19 protein-coding genes and 1 tRNA gene are annotated in these 16979 nt (G+C 66.7%); 15 read left to right on the top strand and 5 right to left on the bottom strand.

The features are described 5' to 3' along the window. Nucleotides 1-6: 6 nt before the first annotated feature. A complete protein-coding gene (locus A5747_RS13955; protein ID WP_076125135.1) occupies nucleotides 7-1053 on the top strand; it encodes a phosphotransferase family protein in 1047 nt (348 codons plus the stop codon). Between the two features lie 3 nt (nucleotides 1054-1056). On the opposite strand, the gene A5747_RS13960 is transcribed toward A5747_RS13955, so the two are convergent. Then, nucleotides 1057-1407 carry a lipopolysaccharide assembly LapA domain-containing protein gene (locus A5747_RS13960; protein ID WP_076125137.1) on the bottom strand — a complete coding sequence of 117 codons (351 nt, stop codon included), beginning with the start codon at nucleotides 1405-1407 and terminating at the stop codon, nucleotides 1057-1059. A gap of 93 nt (nucleotides 1408-1500) precedes the next feature. Here A5747_RS13960 and A5747_RS13965 point away from each other — a divergent pair, with 93 nt between their 5' ends. Genes A5747_RS13965 through A5747_RS13985 form a run of 5 tightly spaced genes read left to right on the top strand, consistent with a single transcriptional unit; the run spans nucleotide 1501 to nucleotide 5587 of the window. After that, nucleotides 1501-2448 carry an ABC transporter substrate-binding protein gene (locus tag A5747_RS13965; protein ID WP_076125140.1) on the top strand — a complete coding sequence of 316 codons (948 nt, stop codon included), beginning with the start codon at nucleotides 1501-1503 and terminating at the stop codon, nucleotides 2446-2448. Beyond that, nucleotides 2445-3548, top strand: a complete 1104-nt coding sequence (locus A5747_RS13970) for an ABC transporter ATP-binding protein (RefSeq protein ID WP_076125143.1) — start codon at nucleotides 2445-2447, stop codon at nucleotides 3546-3548. Before A5747_RS13965 ends, A5747_RS13970 begins: the two co-directional genes overlap by 4 nt. 2 nt (nucleotides 3549-3550) lie before the next feature. After that, nucleotides 3551-4240: an ABC transporter permease gene (locus A5747_RS13975; protein WP_076125146.1), complete on the top strand. Its 690-nt coding sequence runs from the start codon at nucleotides 3551-3553 to the stop codon at nucleotides 4238-4240. Next, entirely contained in the window at nucleotides 4237-4983 is a 747-nt protein-coding gene (locus A5747_RS13980; protein WP_076125148.1) for an ABC transporter permease, read from the top strand. The genes A5747_RS13975 and A5747_RS13980 overlap by 4 nt, the downstream gene beginning before the upstream one ends. 4 nt (nucleotides 4984-4987) lie before the next feature. Continuing rightward, complete coding sequence (locus tag A5747_RS13985; protein ID WP_076125151.1) at nucleotides 4988-5587, top strand: putative glycolipid-binding domain-containing protein; 600 nt, start codon at nucleotides 4988-4990, stop codon at nucleotides 5585-5587. On the opposite strand, the gene A5747_RS13990 is transcribed toward A5747_RS13985, so the two are convergent. Continuing rightward, nucleotides 5550-6494 (bottom strand): prephenate dehydrogenase, encoded by a 945-nt coding sequence (locus A5747_RS13990; protein WP_233148051.1) that lies wholly within the window; start codon nucleotides 6492-6494, stop codon nucleotides 5550-5552. The genes A5747_RS13985 and A5747_RS13990 overlap by 38 nt on opposite strands. A 131-nt stretch (nucleotides 6495-6625) precedes the next feature. Here A5747_RS13990 and A5747_RS13995 point away from each other — a divergent pair, with 131 nt between their 5' ends. From A5747_RS13995 to A5747_RS14005, 3 genes are all read left to right on the top strand, one after another. Further along, nucleotides 6626-7147 carry a tRNA adenosine deaminase-associated protein gene (locus tag A5747_RS13995; RefSeq protein ID WP_076125156.1) on the top strand — a complete coding sequence of 174 codons (522 nt, stop codon included), beginning with the start codon at nucleotides 6626-6628 and terminating at the stop codon, nucleotides 7145-7147. Next, a complete protein-coding gene (locus A5747_RS14000) occupies nucleotides 7144-7602 on the top strand; it encodes a nucleoside deaminase (RefSeq protein ID WP_076125159.1) in 459 nt (152 codons plus the stop codon). The genes A5747_RS13995 and A5747_RS14000 overlap by 4 nt, the downstream gene beginning before the upstream one ends. Nucleotides 7603-7631: 29 nt before the next feature. Further along, nucleotides 7632-7721 (top strand) — tRNA-Ser (locus A5747_RS14005). 859 nt (nucleotides 7722-8580) lie between these two features. Here A5747_RS14005 and A5747_RS14010 read toward each other — a convergent pair. Then, complete coding sequence (locus A5747_RS14010) at nucleotides 8581-9195, bottom strand: M15 family metallopeptidase (protein ID WP_083700438.1); 615 nt, start codon at nucleotides 9193-9195, stop codon at nucleotides 8581-8583. A gap of 126 nt (nucleotides 9196-9321) precedes the next feature. On the opposite strand from A5747_RS14010, the gene A5747_RS14015 reads away from it, so the two are divergent. Beyond that, nucleotides 9322-10833: a serine hydrolase gene (locus A5747_RS14015; RefSeq protein ID WP_076125161.1), complete on the top strand. Its 1512-nt coding sequence runs from the start codon at nucleotides 9322-9324 to the stop codon at nucleotides 10831-10833. Here the strand turns inward: A5747_RS14015 and A5747_RS14020 are convergent. Both A5747_RS14020 and A5747_RS14025 read right to left on the bottom strand, forming a co-directional pair. Beyond that, complete coding sequence (locus tag A5747_RS14020; protein WP_076125163.1) at nucleotides 10830-11984, bottom strand: 1,4-beta-xylanase; 1155 nt, start codon at nucleotides 11982-11984, stop codon at nucleotides 10830-10832. The genes A5747_RS14015 and A5747_RS14020 overlap by 4 nt on opposite strands. A gap of 131 nt (nucleotides 11985-12115) precedes the next feature. Next, nucleotides 12116-12607, bottom strand: coding sequence for a TM2 domain-containing protein (locus A5747_RS14025; protein ID WP_076125164.1), 492 nt, complete (start codon nucleotides 12605-12607; stop codon nucleotides 12116-12118). Between the two features lie 196 nt (nucleotides 12608-12803). Here A5747_RS14025 and A5747_RS14030 point away from each other — a divergent pair, with 196 nt between their 5' ends. Genes A5747_RS14030 through A5747_RS14050 form a run of 5 tightly spaced genes read left to right on the top strand, consistent with a single transcriptional unit; the run spans nucleotide 12804 to nucleotide 16975 of the window. Next, nucleotides 12804-13190, top strand: coding sequence for a DUF2237 family protein (locus A5747_RS14030; RefSeq protein ID WP_076125165.1), 387 nt, complete (start codon nucleotides 12804-12806; stop codon nucleotides 13188-13190). Between the two features lie 21 nt (nucleotides 13191-13211). Continuing rightward, complete coding sequence (locus tag A5747_RS14035; RefSeq protein ID WP_076125167.1) at nucleotides 13212-14480, top strand: sulfotransferase; 1269 nt, start codon at nucleotides 13212-13214, stop codon at nucleotides 14478-14480. Nucleotides 14481-14494: 14 nt separating this feature from the next. Continuing rightward, on the top strand, nucleotides 14495-15733 hold the full coding sequence (locus A5747_RS14040) for an MBL fold metallo-hydrolase (RefSeq protein WP_076125170.1): 1239 nt from the start codon (nucleotides 14495-14497) through the stop codon (nucleotides 15731-15733). Next, nucleotides 15730-16479, top strand: coding sequence for an SDR family NAD(P)-dependent oxidoreductase (locus A5747_RS14045; RefSeq protein ID WP_076125172.1), 750 nt, complete (start codon nucleotides 15730-15732; stop codon nucleotides 16477-16479). The genes A5747_RS14040 and A5747_RS14045 overlap by 4 nt, the downstream gene beginning before the upstream one ends. A 16-nt stretch (nucleotides 16480-16495) precedes the next feature. Then, nucleotides 16496-16975, top strand: coding sequence for a VOC family protein (locus tag A5747_RS14050; RefSeq protein WP_076125174.1), 480 nt, complete (start codon nucleotides 16496-16498; stop codon nucleotides 16973-16975). Nucleotides 16976-16979: the final 4 nt, after the last annotated feature.

Consider the following 16979-nt stretch of genomic DNA (forward strand, 5'->3'; position numbering starts at 1 on the left):
AGTTCGGTGACTTCGGCTGACCGACTCGACGGGCTCGACCTGCCCGCGCTGGACCGGTATCTGCGTTCGCTCGGCATCGACCGCGACGGCGAGCTGCGGGCGGACTTCATCTCCGGTGGCCGCTCCAATCTGACGTTCCGGGTCTACGACGACAAAACCAATTGGCTCGTTCGGCGTCCGCCCCTGCATGGGTTGACGCCGTCGGCGCACGACATGGCCCGCGAGTACAAGGTGGTTGCGGCGCTGCAGGACACACCGGTACCGGTCGCCCGCGCGATCGCGCTATGCGAGGACGACTCGGTGCTCGGCGCGCCGTTCCAGATCGTCGAATTCGTTGCCGGGCAAGTGGTCCGCCGCCGCGCCCAACTGGAAGCGTTCAGCCACACCGTCATCGACGGCTGCGTCGACGCGTTGATCCGGGTGCTCGTCGACTTGCACAACGTCGACCCCAACGCCGTGGGCCTGGGTGATTTCGGCAAGCCCACGGGCTACCTGGAACGCCAGGTGCGCCGATGGGGCTCGCAGTGGCAGTTGGTGCGGCTGCCCGACGACCACCGCGACGCCGATGTGGAACGGTTGCATTCCGGTCTGCACGAAGCGATTCCGCAGCAGAGCCGCACGTCGATCGTGCACGGCGACTATCGGATCGACAACACCATCTTGGACTCCGACGACCCGACGCGGGTCCGCGCCGTCGTGGATTGGGAGCTCTCGACGCTGGGGGACCCGCTGTCCGACGCGGCGCTGATGTGCGTGTACCGCGATCCCGCGCTGGACTTGATCGTCAACGCGCAGGCCGCCTGGACGTCACCGCTGTTGCCCACGGCCGACGAGCTTGCCGACCGGTACTCCCTGGCCGCCGGATTGTCGCTCGCGCACTGGGAGTTTTACATGGCCCTGGCCTACTTCAAGCTCGCCATCATCGCGGCGGGCATCGACTTCCGCCGGCGCATGTCGGACCAGGCCCGCGGGACGGATTCCGAGCTCACGCCCGAGGTGGTGGCGCCGTTGATCTCGCGCGGGCTGGCCGAACTTGCCAAGCTGCCCGGCTAGGAGCTATTGCGAAGCCGCGGCGTGATGCTTCTTGGCCGCGCGACGCAGCTGCAGGATCCGCGCGGTGCCGACGGCGACGGTGATCAGGCCGCCGACCACGGCCGCCAGCAGAATCGCGACACCGAGCGGCAGGCTCCAGTGCCAGCCCAGGAACTGAAACTGACTCGACGCCGTGTTCTGGGCTATGAAGATCAGCAACAGGATCAGGATCAGGAACCCGGCGATCAATGCGGTCCACAGGGCGCCGGCGCGGGTGAAGCCGATGGCGGGTTCTGCCGACTTGGCGCCGCCCTTGGCCGGTGGCGAGGGCTTGGGGGCCGGCTGGTCGGGCGAGTCAGGCGTTTGGCTGCTCATAGTGTCATCTTTGACCCATCGCGCCCGGATTGAAACCACACCACGCAGGAAACCTTGCGGCGTCCCGTCGTTTCTGCCGATAGGGTCACCAGTATGAGGATGCTGCGCGTGCGCAGCGCGACCCGCTCCGCGACGGCGTTGCTGGCGACGGCGTGCCTGATTGCGGCATGCAGCAATTCGGACCCGCTGGGCGAAGAGACCCGCAGCATGAAATCCATCGTCGTGGGCTCCGGCGACTTCCCGGAATCCCAGATCGTGGCCGAGATCTACGCACAGGCGTTGCAGGCCAACGGGTTTGACGTCGGGCGCCGGATGGGCATCGGCAGCCGCGAGACGTATATCCCGGCGCTGAAGGACCATTCCATCGATTTGGTGCCGGAGTACATCGGCAACCTCCTGCAGTACTTCGAGCCCAAGTCCACGGCGACCATGCTCGATGCCGTCGAATTGGAGCTCTACAAGCGGCTGCCCGGCGATCTGTCGATTCTGACCCCCTCGCCGGCATCCGACACGGACACCGTCACCGTCACGGGTGGAACCGCGGGGGACTGGCACCTGAAGACAATCGCCGACTTGGCGGCGCACTCGCCGGACGTGAAATTCGGCGCGCCCTCGGACTTCCAGGCTCGCCCGTCCGGGCTGCCCGGCCTGAAGCAGAAGTACGGGCTGGACATCAGCCCGGGCAATTTCGTCGCGATCGAGGACGGCGGCGGCGCCGTGACGGTCCGCGCGCTGGTCGAGGGCAGGGTGAACGCCGCCAACATCTTCAGCACGTCACCGGCCATCCCCCAGGAGCACCTGGTGGTACTCGAGGATCCCGAGCATAACTTCCTAGCCGGTAACATTGTGCCGCTGGTGAATTCGCAGAAGAAGTCCGATCGCCTCAAGGAAGTACTCGACGCCGTCTCGGCGAAGTTGACCTCACCGGGGGTGGCCGCGCTCAACGCCGCGGTGGCGGGAAACTCGGGCAGAGATCCGGGCCAGGTGGCCCGAAACTGGGTGCGGGACAACGGCTTCGATCACCCCTTGGGGCAGGGATGATCCGCTTCGACAACGTCAGCAAGGTGTTCGCTGGCGGCGGGACCGCCGTGGACCGGCTCAGCCTCGACGTGCCCGACGGCAAGTTGACTGTCTTCGTCGGCTCCTCCGGCAGCGGCAAAACCACGGCGCTGCGGATGATCAACCGCATGGTCGAACCGACCTCCGGCACCATCACGGTGGACGGCGTGGACGTGTCCAAGGTCGACCCGGTGAAGCTGCGTCTCGGAATCGGTTACGTCATCCAGCATGCGGGCCTGATGCCGCATCAGCGGGTGATCGACAACGTCGCGACCGTGCCGGTACTCAAGGGGCAGGGCCGCCGAACCGCCCGCAGAGCCGCCTATCAGGTGCTGGAGCGCGTCGGGCTGGACGCCAAGCACGCCACCCGGTATCCCGCGCAACTTTCCGGGGGCGAACAACAACGCGTCGGGGTGGCGCGGGCCCTGGCCGCCGACCCGCCCATCCTGCTGATGGACGAGCCGTTCTCGGCCGTCGACCCGGTGGTCCGCCACGAGCTGCAAAACGAAATACTGCGTCTGCAAAGCGAATTGCGCAAAACCATCGTGTTCGTGACCCACGATATCGACGAGGCGCTCAGACTGGCCGACCAGGTCGCGGTGTTCGGACACGGTGGCGTCCTGCAGCAGTACGACGAACCCGCTCGCCTGCTGTCGCGGCCCGCCAACGACTTTGTGGCGAGGTTCATCGGTCTGGGCCGCGGCTATCGCTGGCTGCAGCTCATCGACGCAGCCGGGTTGCCGCTGCACGACATCGAGCGGATCTCGCCGAGCGCTCTGGCCGATGGTGGCGGCGCGCCTATCACGCACGGTTGGAGATTGGTGGTCCAGGACGACGGCGCGCCGTTGGGCTGGATCGACGCCGACGGCTGGCGGCGTCACCGCGGTGGTGCGTCCTTGTCGGACAGCATCAGCGCCATTGGTTCGCAGCTGCGTCCGGACGGCAACCTGAGCCAGGCGCTCGACGCGGCGTTGTCCTCCCCGTCGGCCGTCGGCATCGCCGTCGACCGCGACGGCAAGGTCGTCGGCGGCATCTTGGCCGCCGATGTGCTGGCCGCGGTGGAAGCCCGGCGGCGGGACTGACCATGCACTACCTGCTCACCCATCTCCACGACGCCTGGGCTCTGACCATCGTGCACGTGCGGCTGTCGCTGCTCCCGGTGCTGATCGGTTTGGCGGTCTCGGTGCCCGTCGGCGTGCTGGTCCAGCGTGCCCCGGTTGCCCGGCGGCTGACGACGGCGACGGCCAGCGTCGTCTTCACCATCCCGTCGCTGGCGTTGTTCGTCGTGCTGCCGGTCATCATCGGAACCCGAATCCTCGACGAGGCCAACATCGTCGTCGCGCTGACCGCCTACACGACCGCGCTGTTGGTTCGCGCGGTGCTGGACGCGCTGGACGCGGTGCCGGCCCAAGTGCGGGACGCCGCGACCGCGGTCGGCTATCCGGCGCTCAAGCGGGTGGTGAAAGTCGAACTGCCACTGTCCATTCCGGTGATGATCGCCGGCCTGCGGGTGGTGGTGGTGACCAACATCGCGATGGTGTCGGTGGGCTCGGTGATCGGCATCGGTGGACTGGGCACCTGGTTCACCATGGGTTACCAGACCAACAAGAGCGATCAAATCCTCGCGGGGATCATCGTGTTGCTCCTGCTCGCAATCACCATCGACTTGGGGATCGTGCTGGCCGGGCGCTTCGTCACACCCTGGGAGCGCGCCGCGCGTCCGGCCCGCCGTCGCCGCCCGGTGCCGGCACCGATAGCGGGCGGTGCGCGATGAACTTTCTGCAGCAGGCGCTCTCCTACCTCTTGACCGCCGCCAACTGGACCGGCCCGGTAGGACTGGCGTCGCGCATCTTGGAGCATTTGGAGTACACCGCGCTCGCGGTGGGCGCGTCGGCGCTGGTCGCCATTCCGCTGGGCGCGATCATCGGGCACACCGGTCGCGGCACACTGCTGGTGGTCGGCGCGGTCAACGGACTGCGCGCGGTGCCGACGCTCGGGGTGCTGCTGTTGGGGGTGCTCGTGTTCGGGCTGGGCCTGGGCCCGCCGCTGGTTGCCCTGATGCTGCTGGGCATCCCCGCCCTACTTGCCGGCACCTACGCCGGCATCGCCAGCGTCGAGCCGACGGTGGTCGACGCGGCCCGCGCGATGGGCATGACCGAAACCCAGGTGCTGCTGCGCGTCGAGGTGCCCAATGCGATGCCGCTGATCCTGGGCGGGCTGCGCAGCGCGACGCTGCAAGTCGTCGCTACCGCGACGGTCGCCGCGTACGCGAGCCTCGGCGGGCTGGGCCGCTACCTGATCGACGGGATCAAACAGCGCGAATTCCAGCTCGCTCTGGTCGGTGCGTTGGCGGTGGCGGCGTTGGCGCTGATCCTCGACGGTCTGCTGGCGTCGGCGGTGTGGGTCTCGGTGCCCGGCACCGGGCGGCTGCGCCGGGCTACCCGGGGGCGCGAGCGGGTGACGGTGGCCGCACTTCCGGACAAACCTGCCGCGGTTGGTGGACACGCTTTACGGTAGGGGGGTGAACGCAGGCCCCACGGATCCGACTCCCCGCGTCGTGACGGCGATGTTGACCTGGCGTGCACAGGATGTCTCCCGGATGGAGTCGGTGCGAATTCAGGTGTCCGGCAAGCGAATCAGGGCCCACGGCCGCATTGTGGCCGCGGCCACCGAGACAAATCCGGCGTTCGGCGCCTTCTACGAGGTGCAGACCGACGAGACGGGCGCAACCAAGCGGTTCGGGTTGACCGTGACGCTGGCCGAGCGGGAACGGCAGCTGGCCATTGCCCGCGACGAGGAGAACATGTGGTTGGTGACCGACCATCAGGGCGAGTCGCGCGCGGGGTATAACGGTGCCCTCGACGTCGACGTGGTGTTCAGCCCGTTTTTCAACGCCCTGCCGATCCGGCGGCTCGGGCTGCACGAACATGCGGAGTCGATCGCGTTGCCGATGGTCTATGTGAACGTGCCCGAGATGACCGTCACCGCGGCCGTCGTCAGCTACACCAGCGCGGGCAGTCTCGACGGGATCAAGCTGCGTTCGCCGGTCGCCGACACCAACGTGAGCGTCGACGCCGACGGGTTCATCGTCGACTATCCAGGGTTGGCAGAGCGGATCTGATCACCCCGCCGGCCCGGCCCGCGGCGGCCAATTCCTCGCGCCAGTTGTCCTCGCCGATGGTGATGGTGAAGATGTCGGAGCGCGGGAAGCTGTCGAAACGGGTTCGCGCCGCGTGGCCGGCTTCGACGAGCTCGGCCACCGAGATGTCCCGGTCGAGGGAGTCGCGCGCACGACTCAGCAGCTCGATGGCACGGTCGAGGGCGGGCAGCAGTTCGCTGGAGTTGCCTTCGCACATCGCGCGCACCAGGTCCGGCGCGCTGGCGGCCACCCGCGTGCCATCTCGGAAAGACCCTGCGGCCAGCGCGAACGCCAGCGGCACCTCGGCGGCGGTGATGGCGAGGGCCTCGGCGAGCAGATGCGGCAGGTGTGAGATGGCGGCCGCGGCGGCGTCGTGCTCGTCGGACTTGGCCGGCACCACCGCCGCGCCGCAGTCCAGCGCCAGCGTCATGACCATTGACCACACTTCGGGATCCACATGGTCGTCGACGCTGATGACCCACGGGGCCATGGTGAACAACCCGGCATGGCCGGCGGGCCAACCGGACTCGGCGGTGCCCGTCATCGGGTGACCGCCGACGAAGCGCCGCAGCAGACCGGCCGCCGCGACCTCGTCGAGCACCGCGCGTTTGACGCTGGTGACGTCGGTCAGCGGACAGTCGGGGGCCAATTCGCTGATGTGGGCGAGCATGCTGGGCAGGGCCGGCATCGGCACGGCCAGCACGATGAGTGCGCCGAGGTCGGCGGCGCGGGTCAGCGTTTCGGTGAGGTCGGTGGTGGCGTCGAAGCCGTCGGCGACGGCTCCCTGCGCGCCTTCCACCGACCGGTTGTAGCCGAATACCTCGCGGCCGGCTTTTGCGGTGGCCCGCATGATCGAGCCGCCGATCAGTCCCAGACCGAGCACGCATATCGGTGTCTTCGTTGCAGTCCGAGCCACAGTCCAAGGTTGGCACAGTTCCGCGCGCCGTGGTGGTTCAGGTTCGCTCGCACGGGTGCGTCTGTCTGGTCAAGGGGCCTGGTCAGCGACTAGCGTATGCGGCCATGGGAGCACAACGGGCCTCCGCACAGGGCCCGTCCGCGGACGTGCCGGACGGCTTCGGCGTCGCGGTCGTGCGCGAAGAGGGCCAGTGGCGCTGCTACCCAATGGCCACCAAGTCGTTGACGAGTCTGTCGGCGGCCGAGACGGAGCTGCGTGAACTACGCAGCGCCGGAGCGGTGTTTGGGCTTCTCGATGTCGACGACGAATTCTTCGTTATTGTGCGCCCGGCTCCGTCGGGGACCAGGCTGCTGCTGTCGGACGCCACGGCCGCGCTGGACTACGACATCGCGGCCGAGGTGCTGGACAATCTCGACGCCGATATCGATCCCGAGGATCTCGAGGACGTGGAGCCGTTCGAGGAGGGCGATCTCGGGTTGCTGTCGGACGTGGGCCTGCCCGAGGCGGTACTCGGTGTCATCCTCGATGAGTCCGACCTTTACGCCGACGAGCAGTTGGGCCGCATCGCCCGGGAGATGGGCTTTGCCGACCAGCTGTCGGCGGTGATCGACCGCCTCGGTCGGTGATCGCTGACGAAGATCTGATCCGTACCGCGCTGTCGGTCGCCGCGACGGCGGGACCCCGCGACGTCCCCATCGGGGCGGTGGTCGTCGGCCCCGACGGAACCGAACTAGCCCGGGCGGTGAATGCCCGTGAGGCCCTTGGTGATCCGACCGCGCACGCGGAGATCCTGGCGATGCGGGCGGCGGCCGGCGTGCTGGGCGACGGGTGGCGGCTACAGGGGACCACGCTGGCGGTGACCGTCGAGCCCTGCACCATGTGCGCGGGCGCGCTGGTGCTGGCTCGCATCGAGCGGCTGGTCTTTGGCGCCTGGGAGCCGAAGACGGGAGCGGTCGGATCGCTGTGGGACGTGGTCCGCGATCGTCGGCTCAACCACCGCCCGGCCGTGCGGGGCGGCGTGCTTGCGGAAGAATGCGCCGCACCGCTGGAGGCCTTCTTCGCCCGCCAGCGATTGGGGTGAGCGGCGGACGGTTCGGTAAGCTGCTCGGCGGTGGCGTGTCCGAGCGGCCTAAGGAGCACGCCTCGAAAGCGTGTGACGGCTAACACCGTCCGAGGGTTCAAATCCCTCCGCCACCGCCACAAACTAGCCGGGCATTAGTACGGGTGAAACGGCTTCTTTTCTATTTGCAAGCGCTAGCCGATCGGTCGTGGATGACGAGGCCGCCCGAAAGTTGCCCCGCCGGGGCCTGATCTCTTGATCAGCCGGGGCGGTGGGTTGACTTCAGCCCACCCTCCATTGGGGGGCAGACTTTCGGATCCAGAAGTCCCGACAAAGTTGGCCCATCTGTCCATAAAGGGCGGTGGCATCGCAATTGCCTTGGTATCTGTGCAGGGGGTTCTCGCGCCGGGATTTGTCGATGCAAGCCTGGTGGGCGGCGGGATCGGTGATGCTGACACAGGGATCGTCGGCGTGCGCTTGTGCTGGTGGAATGCAGAGGGGTGCCAGTGCTATGGCTGCTGCAGTTGACACGCCCAATATTGCCCTCTTCAAATTAGTTGTTCCTTTTCTGCCCCCCTAATAGCCGCGTTGTTGTCGTCACCTACAAATTGTCCCACTTTGTGACGTTGCCGCCCGGGTGATGTGGCTAGTACGCAGCCAGTACGCAGGAGAATTACGGGCAGCTTTCAGCAACCATCAGAACCAGCCGCCCTGCCGGCCATCGGCTGGAACCGGGCCGGATGCTCGCGGGCATCGACCGTGCTCATGCCTAGGCGGTCACGCGACCTGGACCTATGACGCGCCATCCGATACGTGCGTCGTTCTCGCACAAGCACTCCCGCCGCCAGCCTTGCCGCCCCCGCCGCCAGAGGCACCACCTCCGCCGCCAGCGCTTCCATCTCCGCCCGCGTATTACGGCCCGCGACCATACGTCTCTATCGGCATCTGTGCGCCCATACCGTTTGTATCGATCTGCGGCGGTATCTGAGCCGGCGTAATTCATCGTGAAGGCAGCTCGAAGTGCTGGTAGTCGACGGGACTCGACCAATGGCCGCCCCATTGCCAGCCTCGGTCGGTGAAGACGCGTACGGCCGGGTCGCCGTTGTGCAGGAGTCCCGGGTCCGTGCGGCTGCGATCGAGATACGGCGCCGCGTTCCGCGGTTCGAATACGCCGCTTGCGTAGACGCACGGGTTGAGAAGGGGATTGACGTCGATGGCCCGACCGTAGGCATGTTGAGACCATTCGCTGGACCCCGGGATGCCTCGGCAGTTGAACGCCGACGTGTTGTCGTCTTCCATGGATAGCTCGTCGTCGGCGCCGGGATAGTGGTCGGCGGTGCGGATTTTCTCGATGGGAAAGCGCAGTCGGTAAAGCTGCTCGAAGATCGCGATGACCTGCGGCACCAGGTCTTCGTGCACGATCAGCTCGCCGCGGTGGGTCTGGCCGTCGAAACCGATGTGGTCGACGCCGACCCGCCGCAGCCGCGCGGGTTCGACCGGACAACCCGGCCGCCAGCTCGCACCGAGTTCCTCCGCGGTGACCGGCTGAACCGAGTCATCGGCAAATGCCAGGGGCGCGGCGCTGCACTGCGCCAGCATGACCCCCGCCGCCATCGCGCTCGCCAGCACGGCAATCCCCCGCCTGCGAGACGTCAACTGGGGTGAGTCCTCACGCTTGGTTCCACCTCGTTCGGCTCTGGACCGTCGGCCTACCCTTGCGATATGCCCGAACTCGGGTCGATGGCGTGGCCCGTGCGGACGGCCATCACTGTTGGAGCCGTCCTGCTTATCCTCGCTCTGCCTTCCTCGCGTGGCTATCCGGGCCACCTGGCAGCCCACGGCAGCGCGGTGGCGACGCAGCCAACGCAGGCGATGCAGCCGCCGCAGGCGACGCAGCCAACGCAGGCGATGCAGCCGCCGCAGGCAACGGCGCCGATACAGGCGACGGAGCCACCGCAGGCGACCCCGCCGCCGGCTGCGGGGGCCGCGGGGGACTTCGCAGCCGTCGCCAAGCTGATGAACAATGCGGTCGCCGCAAACAGGCTGCCGGGTGCCGTGGTCGTGATCGGGCACGCCGGCAACGTCGTCTTCCATCAGGCGTTTGGCTCGCGCAAGCTTGCGGGCGAACAGGGGCTGGACGGATCGCCCGCACCCGCAGAGCCGATGACCGAGGACACGATCTTCGACTTGGCGTCGTTGACGAAGTGCCTCGCGACGGCGATCGCCGTCATGCAGCTCTACGAACAAGGCAAGGTCGGCTTCGACGATCCGGTTCAGAACTATTTGCCCGAGTTCAACGCGGGCAACGACCCGCAGCGCGCCGGGGTGACGCTGCGCATGTTGCTGACAAACACCTCGGGCGAACCGATAGACGTAAACCTCGGCGACCCATGGGGATTGGACGGACCCGACAAGGCGGAGGGCATCCGTCGTGCGCTCACCACGCCGCTGCAGTCGGGTCCCGGCGAGGTGTTCCGTTACTCCGACATCAACTTCCTGCTACTCGGGGCGCTGCTCGAAAAGATCACGGGCCAGGCGGAAGACGTCTACGTAGAGCAAAACGTATTCGGGCCGCTGGGCATGGAGGACACCCGCTACCTTCCTCCGGCCAGTCTCTTGCCGCGCATCGCACCGACGGCGCTCGACGAGGAAAACAGAGCCGATCCAAGCAAGAATCCCGATTACGGTCACCTGCTTCGCGGCACCGTGCACGACCCGACGGCGCGCCGCATGGGGGGAGTGGCCGGGAATGCCGGTGTGTTCGCGACGGCGCACGACGTCAGCATTTTTGCGCAGGCCCTGCTTGATCGACTTGCGGGCCGCCCGAGCAAGTTTCCGCTGCAGCAAGTGACTCTCGAGATGATGACGACGCCGGAGCAGCCCGGGCATAGCGCCCGACAACTTCAAGCGGCGAACGATGCGGCCCGCAGGGCCACCGTTCCGAGCTATCCGGCCATCAACGGACAGAATCTGTTCGGCTTCGGCTGGGACATCGACACTCCCTTTTCCAGACCCCGCGGGTCGATCTTTCCCGTTGGCAGCTTTGGCAATACGGGGTTCACCGGAACCACGCTGTGGCTGGATCCGGAATCGGATACCTACGTCATCCTGCTCTCGAACGCGATCCATGTGCGCGGCAGCTCCCCGATCTCGGATCTGCGCGGCGAAGTGGCCACGGAGGCCGCCCGGGGGTTGGGCCTGTATGGCAGTGCACCGTCGTCATCGACGCCGAAACCCCTTCGGCAGCACTAGCCTTGCGCGCCGGTAAGTCCGCGGATCGCTTGAATTTCGCTCTCCCGGTATGGCCGCCCGTCGGGCAGCAGAAGGTCGTGGAACCATACCTTCGGCGGTGCCGTGTACGGGTGATCCCACGAGTCCCACGGAAAGTAGGTCTGGGTCTTCCCGGCCACCAGGCCCCAGTTGAACGCGCCGACGTTGTGGCGCTTCGCCACGGGCAGGATCGACTCGACGGTGCTGCCCTGCGGCCGCGCCATGTACTCGGTGCAAATGATCGGGCGCCCAAGGGGGGCAAGCTCGTTGATCCGGGACTCGAAGGCCGTGGGTTCGGCATAGGAGTGAAACGTGATCACGTCGGAGTTGTCCAGCTGCATGGCGCTGATGGCGCTGAGTCTCGCCGGCTCACCCCAGTCACCTCGCCACACACCGCTCGTCAGCGGTTGACTCGGATCGACAGCACGCGCCCACAGGAACACCTGGGGGAGCAGCTCCGCCACGCGGTCCAGCTTGTCTGGGCGCTCGACCTTGCTGTACACCTTCGCCGGATTGTCCGGCTCGTTCCACAGGTCCCAGCCCAAAACCCGGTCGTCAGTGCGGAACTGGGTCAACACCCCGGTGACGTAGTCACGCAGCAGGCGGGCGTAGGCGGGATCGCCGAGGTGCTCGGCTCCAGGGCTCTGCACCCATCCGGAGTTGTGCACGCCGGGCCTCGGCGCGTGTTGCGGACCCAGTCTGGGTAACGGATCCCAGCACGAGTCGAAGAAAACGAACAGCGGCTTAATGCGGTGGCGCGCGGCGATATTGACGAACTGCGCCAGACGCATCAGGAAGCCGCGGGCGTCTTGGGCCCAGAGCTGATCGTGGAGGAAGACCCGCACGCTGTTGAGCCCGGCCGCGCGGGCCCAGCCAAGTTCGGTGTCGATGCGCCGGGGATCGTAGGTGCCGGGCTGAAACATCTCGAGCTGGTTAATGGCGTTGGAAGTGATGAAATTCGCTCCGACAAGCCAACCTTGGGCTTGATACCAGCGATTGGCGCGTTCGGCCGACCACCGGGTTATCTCCCCGGACGAGCGGGGTGCTGGTTCGGCGGAGGCACGGGGTGCGTGGGCCAGCGCACTGCCCGCTGCCAACACCAGCGGTAGCTTCAAGACCGTTCGGCGGTACACGAATTGACGATAAGTTGGCCGAGCCCCGTAACCCGGTATTTACTTAGCGCGTCGCGATACGTTTAGCTGAGAATCGTTATTTCATTGTCATCAAGCGGTGTTGAGCGGGCGCGTCCCGTCGATGACATCCCCTAGCGCAGCTTGCGGCCGTGGCTGTCGGTGACGCTGCCGGTGAACATCATGATGGCGTCAACGATGGCCCAGATGGCCGATCCGAGCAGCACCGGGAAGCCGAATAGGCAGAACAGGGTGAAGACGAATCCGAAGATGCCCACACACAACTGAGCGATCGCGATCTGGGTCGAGTCGATATAGAACCGGCCGATGCCGAACACTCCCAGGAACAGCTGGAGGAGGCCGGCCGTGGTGGCGGATTTGTCCGAAAGCGGTACGCCCGTGGCGGGATCGCGACCAAATGGCGCTTGGGGATCGACGTGCCCCGGGTAGCCGGGGTAGGGGGGCGGGTACGGCTGCGGCTGCGGATAGCCCGGTTGGTACCCCGGTTGGCCCGGATATCCGGGCGGCGGAGGGATTTGGGGATTCTGCTGCGCACCATAGCCCTGCGGCTGCCACCCCTGGGGTGGTTCGTCGGAGGGGTTTCCGGGTGGGTTCGGGCTCGCCATCCCAAGAACATAGCCCACGCAAGCCGTCGTCGACTCCGGCAAACGGCCGAAGCTGGCCGCAGTGTGCTCAGCCGAGCCCAGCCATCGCGGCGGCAAACTGCCGCCAGCCTGATCGGCGCGATCCGGCGGGCAATTTTCGCGGCGTGGATGGCGCATTTCCCGCAAACTTCGTGCCCGGGAGCGCGATACTGAGCAAGTGCCTGATCGCAATGTGCTGGGCGGGCCGCTGGAACCGTGCGGTACCGACCCACTGACTGGTTTCTATCGCGACGGTTGCTGCTCGTCCGGGCCCGAAGACCGGGGCCGGCACACGATCTGTGCCGTGATGACTGCCGAATTCCTGGAGCATCAGCGTTCCATCGGCAATGACTTGTTGACGCCGGTGCCCGAGTACCGGTTCCCCGGCCTGCTGCCCGGCGATCGCTGGTGCGTCACCGCCCTGAACTGGCTTCGGGCCCATCACGACGGTTGCGCCGCCCCCGTGGTCTTGGCGTCGACTCACGAGCGCACACTGGAGGTCGTGCCTCTCGAGGCGCTGAAGGAACACAAAGTCGACGTTCCCGACGACCTGGCCAATTTGTAGAGCCCGCTAGGAGGCGCTCGCATGGGCTCTGCGGGCCCCGACATCGCGGATATCGACTTCGACGACTTGACGGCGCCCAAGCTCACCGATGTACAGCGCCAGATTCTGAAATTCACCGAGGCCAAGCGCGTCGACTTCGACATCGATCGGATGATGGCCGAGGCCGTCGAGATGGCCGGTGTCGGCGACCTGGACGACACGGACGGCTTCGGTGACCGCCTGCGCGCGCACGTGGCCGCGATCGAAGCCGACGAGGGCCTGCGCGAGCTGACGCGGTCCTCACTGCGCCAACGGGTCGTTCGCCTGTTGCGCAACCGGTTGTCGTTGACCGAACTCGTCAAGCGTTATCCCGAGATCGAGTCGATCCCGATCGAGAGACCGTTCGTCGTCGTCGGGATGCCGCGATCCGGCACCACCCATCTGGTCAATCTCATTGCGGCCGACCCGCGCCGACGCGCGCTGCCGTATTGGGAAAGCCAGGAGCCGATACCCGCGCGGGGCGAAGGACCCGACATCTTCGGGGTCGACCCGCGCTACGCGCGGGCCAAATCCGAACACGAGGCGCTCATGGCCAGTGCCCCGGTGGTGGCCGCCATGCACGACCGGTTCCCCGAGGCGATCGAGGAGGAAGTCGAGCTCCTCGACCTCGATCTGGCCGCCTATGTGCTGGAATGGCATGCGCGCGTTCCCGATTGGCGCGACTTCTACCTGGCGCTCGACCAAACCCAGCACTACGCGTACATGAAGAAAGTCTTGCAGGCGTTGACGTTCCTGCGCGGCCCGCGGACCTGGATCCTCAAGAGCCCGCAGCACTGTGAGCAGCTCGGCCCGCTGGTGGCAACATTTCCGGACGCGACGGTGGCCTTCACACACCGCGATCCCGTCGCCGTGATCCAATCGGCGATCACGATGATGGCCTACTCCGATCGGTTGCGCCGGACTAGCATCGACCCGGATTGGCTCCTGGATTACTGGAGCGACCGCGTGCACCGGTTGCTCAGCGCGTGCGTGCGCGACCGCGACCTGGTGCCCGCCGATCGCAGCCTCGACGTCAGCTTCCACCACCTCAACGGCAACGAAATGCCGCTGCTCGACGAGCTTTACCGCCGCGGCAACGTCGACTTGACACCGAAGGTGCGCGAACGGTTCCGGCGCTACCTGGACGGCAACCCTCGCGGAAAGCACGGCCGCATCCGCTACGACCTGCAACGGCACTTCGGCATCTCGGCGGACGAACTCCGTGGGCGGTTCGACTTCTATTTCGATAGATTCGACGTCCGCCCCGAATGAAGGAGTCAACAGCGATGCCCGGACCGGTCTATCGCGGCAGGCCCGGCGCCGAGGCCATGCGCCCGGCGTCGGCCGAACAAGCCGAGCGGCTCGCCCCGGGGCTGTGGTGCTCGCCGGGCCTGTCCAACGCGTACATGCTGACCACCGCCGACGGCCGGGTGATCGTCAACACCGGGATGGGCTTCGAGGGGCCGGTGCACCGCGCGAACTTCGACGCCGTCGACTCCTCGCCGGTGCGCTACATCATCTTCACGCAGGGCCATGTGGACCACGTCGGCGGCCTGGACAGCGTCCGCGATCCGGAAACAACGGTTGTCGCGCAAGCTAATTGGACGGCGTGGCGGGACGACAACGAGCGGCTGATCCCGTACCGCGCCAGCCGCAGCGCATTCGCCTTCAAAGACACGCTGACGTCCGGCATTCGGGCGATCCAGCGGCGCCTCGGAACCAAGCACCTGCCCGGCCAGAGTGTCCCTGCCGTCGATCTCGACTTCGAGGACACCCTCTCCCTCGAGGTGGGCGGTCGACGGCTGGAGCTGATCTCGGTGCCCGGCGGCGAGACCACCGACTCGCTGGTGGTCTGGTTGCCCGACGAGCGAATTTGCCTGTGCGGAAACACCTTCGGTCCGATCTTCGGACACATTCCCAACCTCGTCACCATACGAGGCGACCGCTACCGCGACGCCCTGACCACCATCGCATCGGTCGAGCGGGTACGCGCACTTCGGCCCGAACTGCTGGTGACCGGTCACTTCGCACCTATCGCGGGCGCCGATCTGATCGACGTCGAGCTTACGAGGCTGCGCGACGCGATCCAGTACGTCCACGACGAGACCGTGGCCGGGATGAACGCCGGCAAGGACGTCCAGACCCTGATGCGCGAGATCACGCTGCCCGCGGAATACGAAGTGGGACAAGGCTATGGGAAGGTCGCCTGGGATGTCAGAGCGATCTGGGAGAACTACTCGGGCTGGTTCCACCACCGCTCGACCACCGAGCTCTACCCAGTCGGCTTCGATGCAGTCGGCGCCGACGTGATCGAACTGGCCGGCGCCGAGGCCCTCGTGGATCGCGCGCGGGAGCATCTTGCCGCAGGCCGCCCCCTGCACGCCATCCATCTCGCCGAGCTCGTCTCGTCGGATGATCCCGCGGCCCGGGCGGTACTGCGGGAGGCACACGAAGTCCTGCTCGCGGACAGCACCAATTTCTGGGAACGAGCATGGCTCTCCGAACAAATAGCGAGGAACTCATGACGGCCCGTGTCGGCTTCGACTTCACCGGCACGACCGCGTTGATCACCGGTGGCACCAGCGGGATAGGGCACGCCACCGCGGTGCTGTTCCGGGATGCCGGAGCCGAGGTCACCATCACCGGCACCAAACCGGCGGCGACGGACTATGACGCCGACCTGGCCGGCATGGCCTACCGCTCGCTGCAGATCACCGACCATGACTCGGTGGATGCGCTGGCCGCCAGCTTCGCCAGCCTCGACGTCTTGATAAACAATGCGGGCGCGAATTTCCCAGGCGGCCTGGACGAATCGAAGCCGGAGGGTTTCGAGGCGTCGGTGGGCCTCAACCTCGTTGGGCCATACCGGCTTACGGTGGGACTGTACCGAGCCTTGAGGGCATCGACCGCGGCGGGAGGCGCCAGCGTGGTCAATCTGGCGTCGATGTCTGCGCTGCGGGCGGTTCCCTTGGTGCCCGGCTACGGGGCCGCGAAGGCCGGGATCGTCGACATCACCAGGAATCTCGCGGTCAAGTGGGCAACCAAGGGAATCCGGGTGAACGCCGTCGCACCGGGAACCATCGACACGCCGATGACCGCGCCCATGCACGCCGCGGCGGACATCGTGGAATCCGAGCTGGCACATATTCCGTTGCGCCGCTTCGGGTCCGTCACTGAGATCGCTCCCACGATCGCATTCCTGTGCACCGAGCAGAGCAGTTACACCAGCGGCGCGGTCTTCGTCGTCGACGGCGCGTCGGACTGCGTCTGAGATTAAGGACAAGACCATGGCACTCGCGCTTCGACCCGAGGACTTCTACCACACCGGCATCGTCGTGCCCGACCTCGAAGCCGCGATGGCCCGGCTCAGCACGCTGGCCGGCTACCGATGGATCACGCCGCTGACCTACACGCTGCCCTTCCGCACCGCGACCGAAACACACGAACTCACCTCGACATTCGTCTACTCCCTGCAGAGCCCGCACCTCGAACTCATCCAAGAGGTTCCCGATAGCCCGTGGAAGGCGGCGCCCGGCAACTCCGCTCATCACCTCGGCTACTTCACCGACGACCTTGCCGGCAGCGCAGAGATGCTAGAGGCCAACGGCTTCACCTTCGAAGCCACCGCCGATGTCTCACCGCCGGGCCTGGCGCTGTTCGCGTACTACGTCGACGCCTTCGGCACCCGCATCGAAATCGTCGACCGCGCACTTTTTCCCGACTTCGCCGCGTTCCTGCGGTCGGCGGCGGCGCCGGTCCAGGGCTGAGGGC

It is taken from the genome of Mycobacterium sp. IS-836 (assembly GCF_001954275.1).
In the GTDB taxonomy this organism is placed as follows: Bacteria; Actinomycetota; Actinomycetes; order Mycobacteriales; family Mycobacteriaceae; genus Mycobacterium.

Bases quoted from the DNA above. Each gene is read 5' to 3' on its own strand.
- A5747_RS14010 (WP_083700438.1), bottom strand. From the start codon at position 9,195: ATGGCGGCGGGGGTCATGCTGGCGCAGTGCAGCGCCGCGCCCCTGGCA.
- A5747_RS14015 (WP_076125161.1), top strand. From the start codon at position 9,322: ATGGCGTGGCCCGTGCGGACGGCCATCACTGTTGGAGCCGTCCTGCTT.
- A5747_RS14045 (WP_076125172.1), top strand. From the start codon at position 15,730: ATGACGGCCCGTGTCGGCTTCGACTTCACCGGCACGACCGCGTTGATC.
- A5747_RS13965 (WP_076125140.1), top strand. From the start codon at position 1,501: ATGAGGATGCTGCGCGTGCGCAGCGCGACCCGCTCCGCGACGGCGTTG.
- A5747_RS14035 (WP_076125167.1), top strand. From the start codon at position 13,212: ATGGGCTCTGCGGGCCCCGACATCGCGGATATCGACTTCGACGACTTG.
- A5747_RS13995 (WP_076125156.1), top strand. From the start codon at position 6,626: ATGGGAGCACAACGGGCCTCCGCACAGGGCCCGTCCGCGGACGTGCCG.
- A5747_RS14040 (WP_076125170.1), top strand. From the start codon at position 14,495: ATGCCCGGACCGGTCTATCGCGGCAGGCCCGGCGCCGAGGCCATGCGC.
- A5747_RS13980 (WP_076125148.1), top strand. From the start codon at position 4,237: ATGAACTTTCTGCAGCAGGCGCTCTCCTACCTCTTGACCGCCGCCAAC.
- A5747_RS13960 (WP_076125137.1), bottom strand. From the start codon at position 1,407: ATGAGCAGCCAAACGCCTGACTCGCCCGACCAGCCGGCCCCCAAGCCC.
- A5747_RS14050 (WP_076125174.1), top strand. From the start codon at position 16,496: ATGGCACTCGCGCTTCGACCCGAGGACTTCTACCACACCGGCATCGTC.
- A5747_RS13970 (WP_076125143.1), top strand. From the start codon at position 2,445: ATGATCCGCTTCGACAACGTCAGCAAGGTGTTCGCTGGCGGCGGGACC.
- A5747_RS13975 (WP_076125146.1), top strand. From the start codon at position 3,551: ATGCACTACCTGCTCACCCATCTCCACGACGCCTGGGCTCTGACCATC.
- A5747_RS14025 (WP_076125164.1), bottom strand. From the start codon at position 12,607: ATGGCGAGCCCGAACCCACCCGGAAACCCCTCCGACGAACCACCCCAG.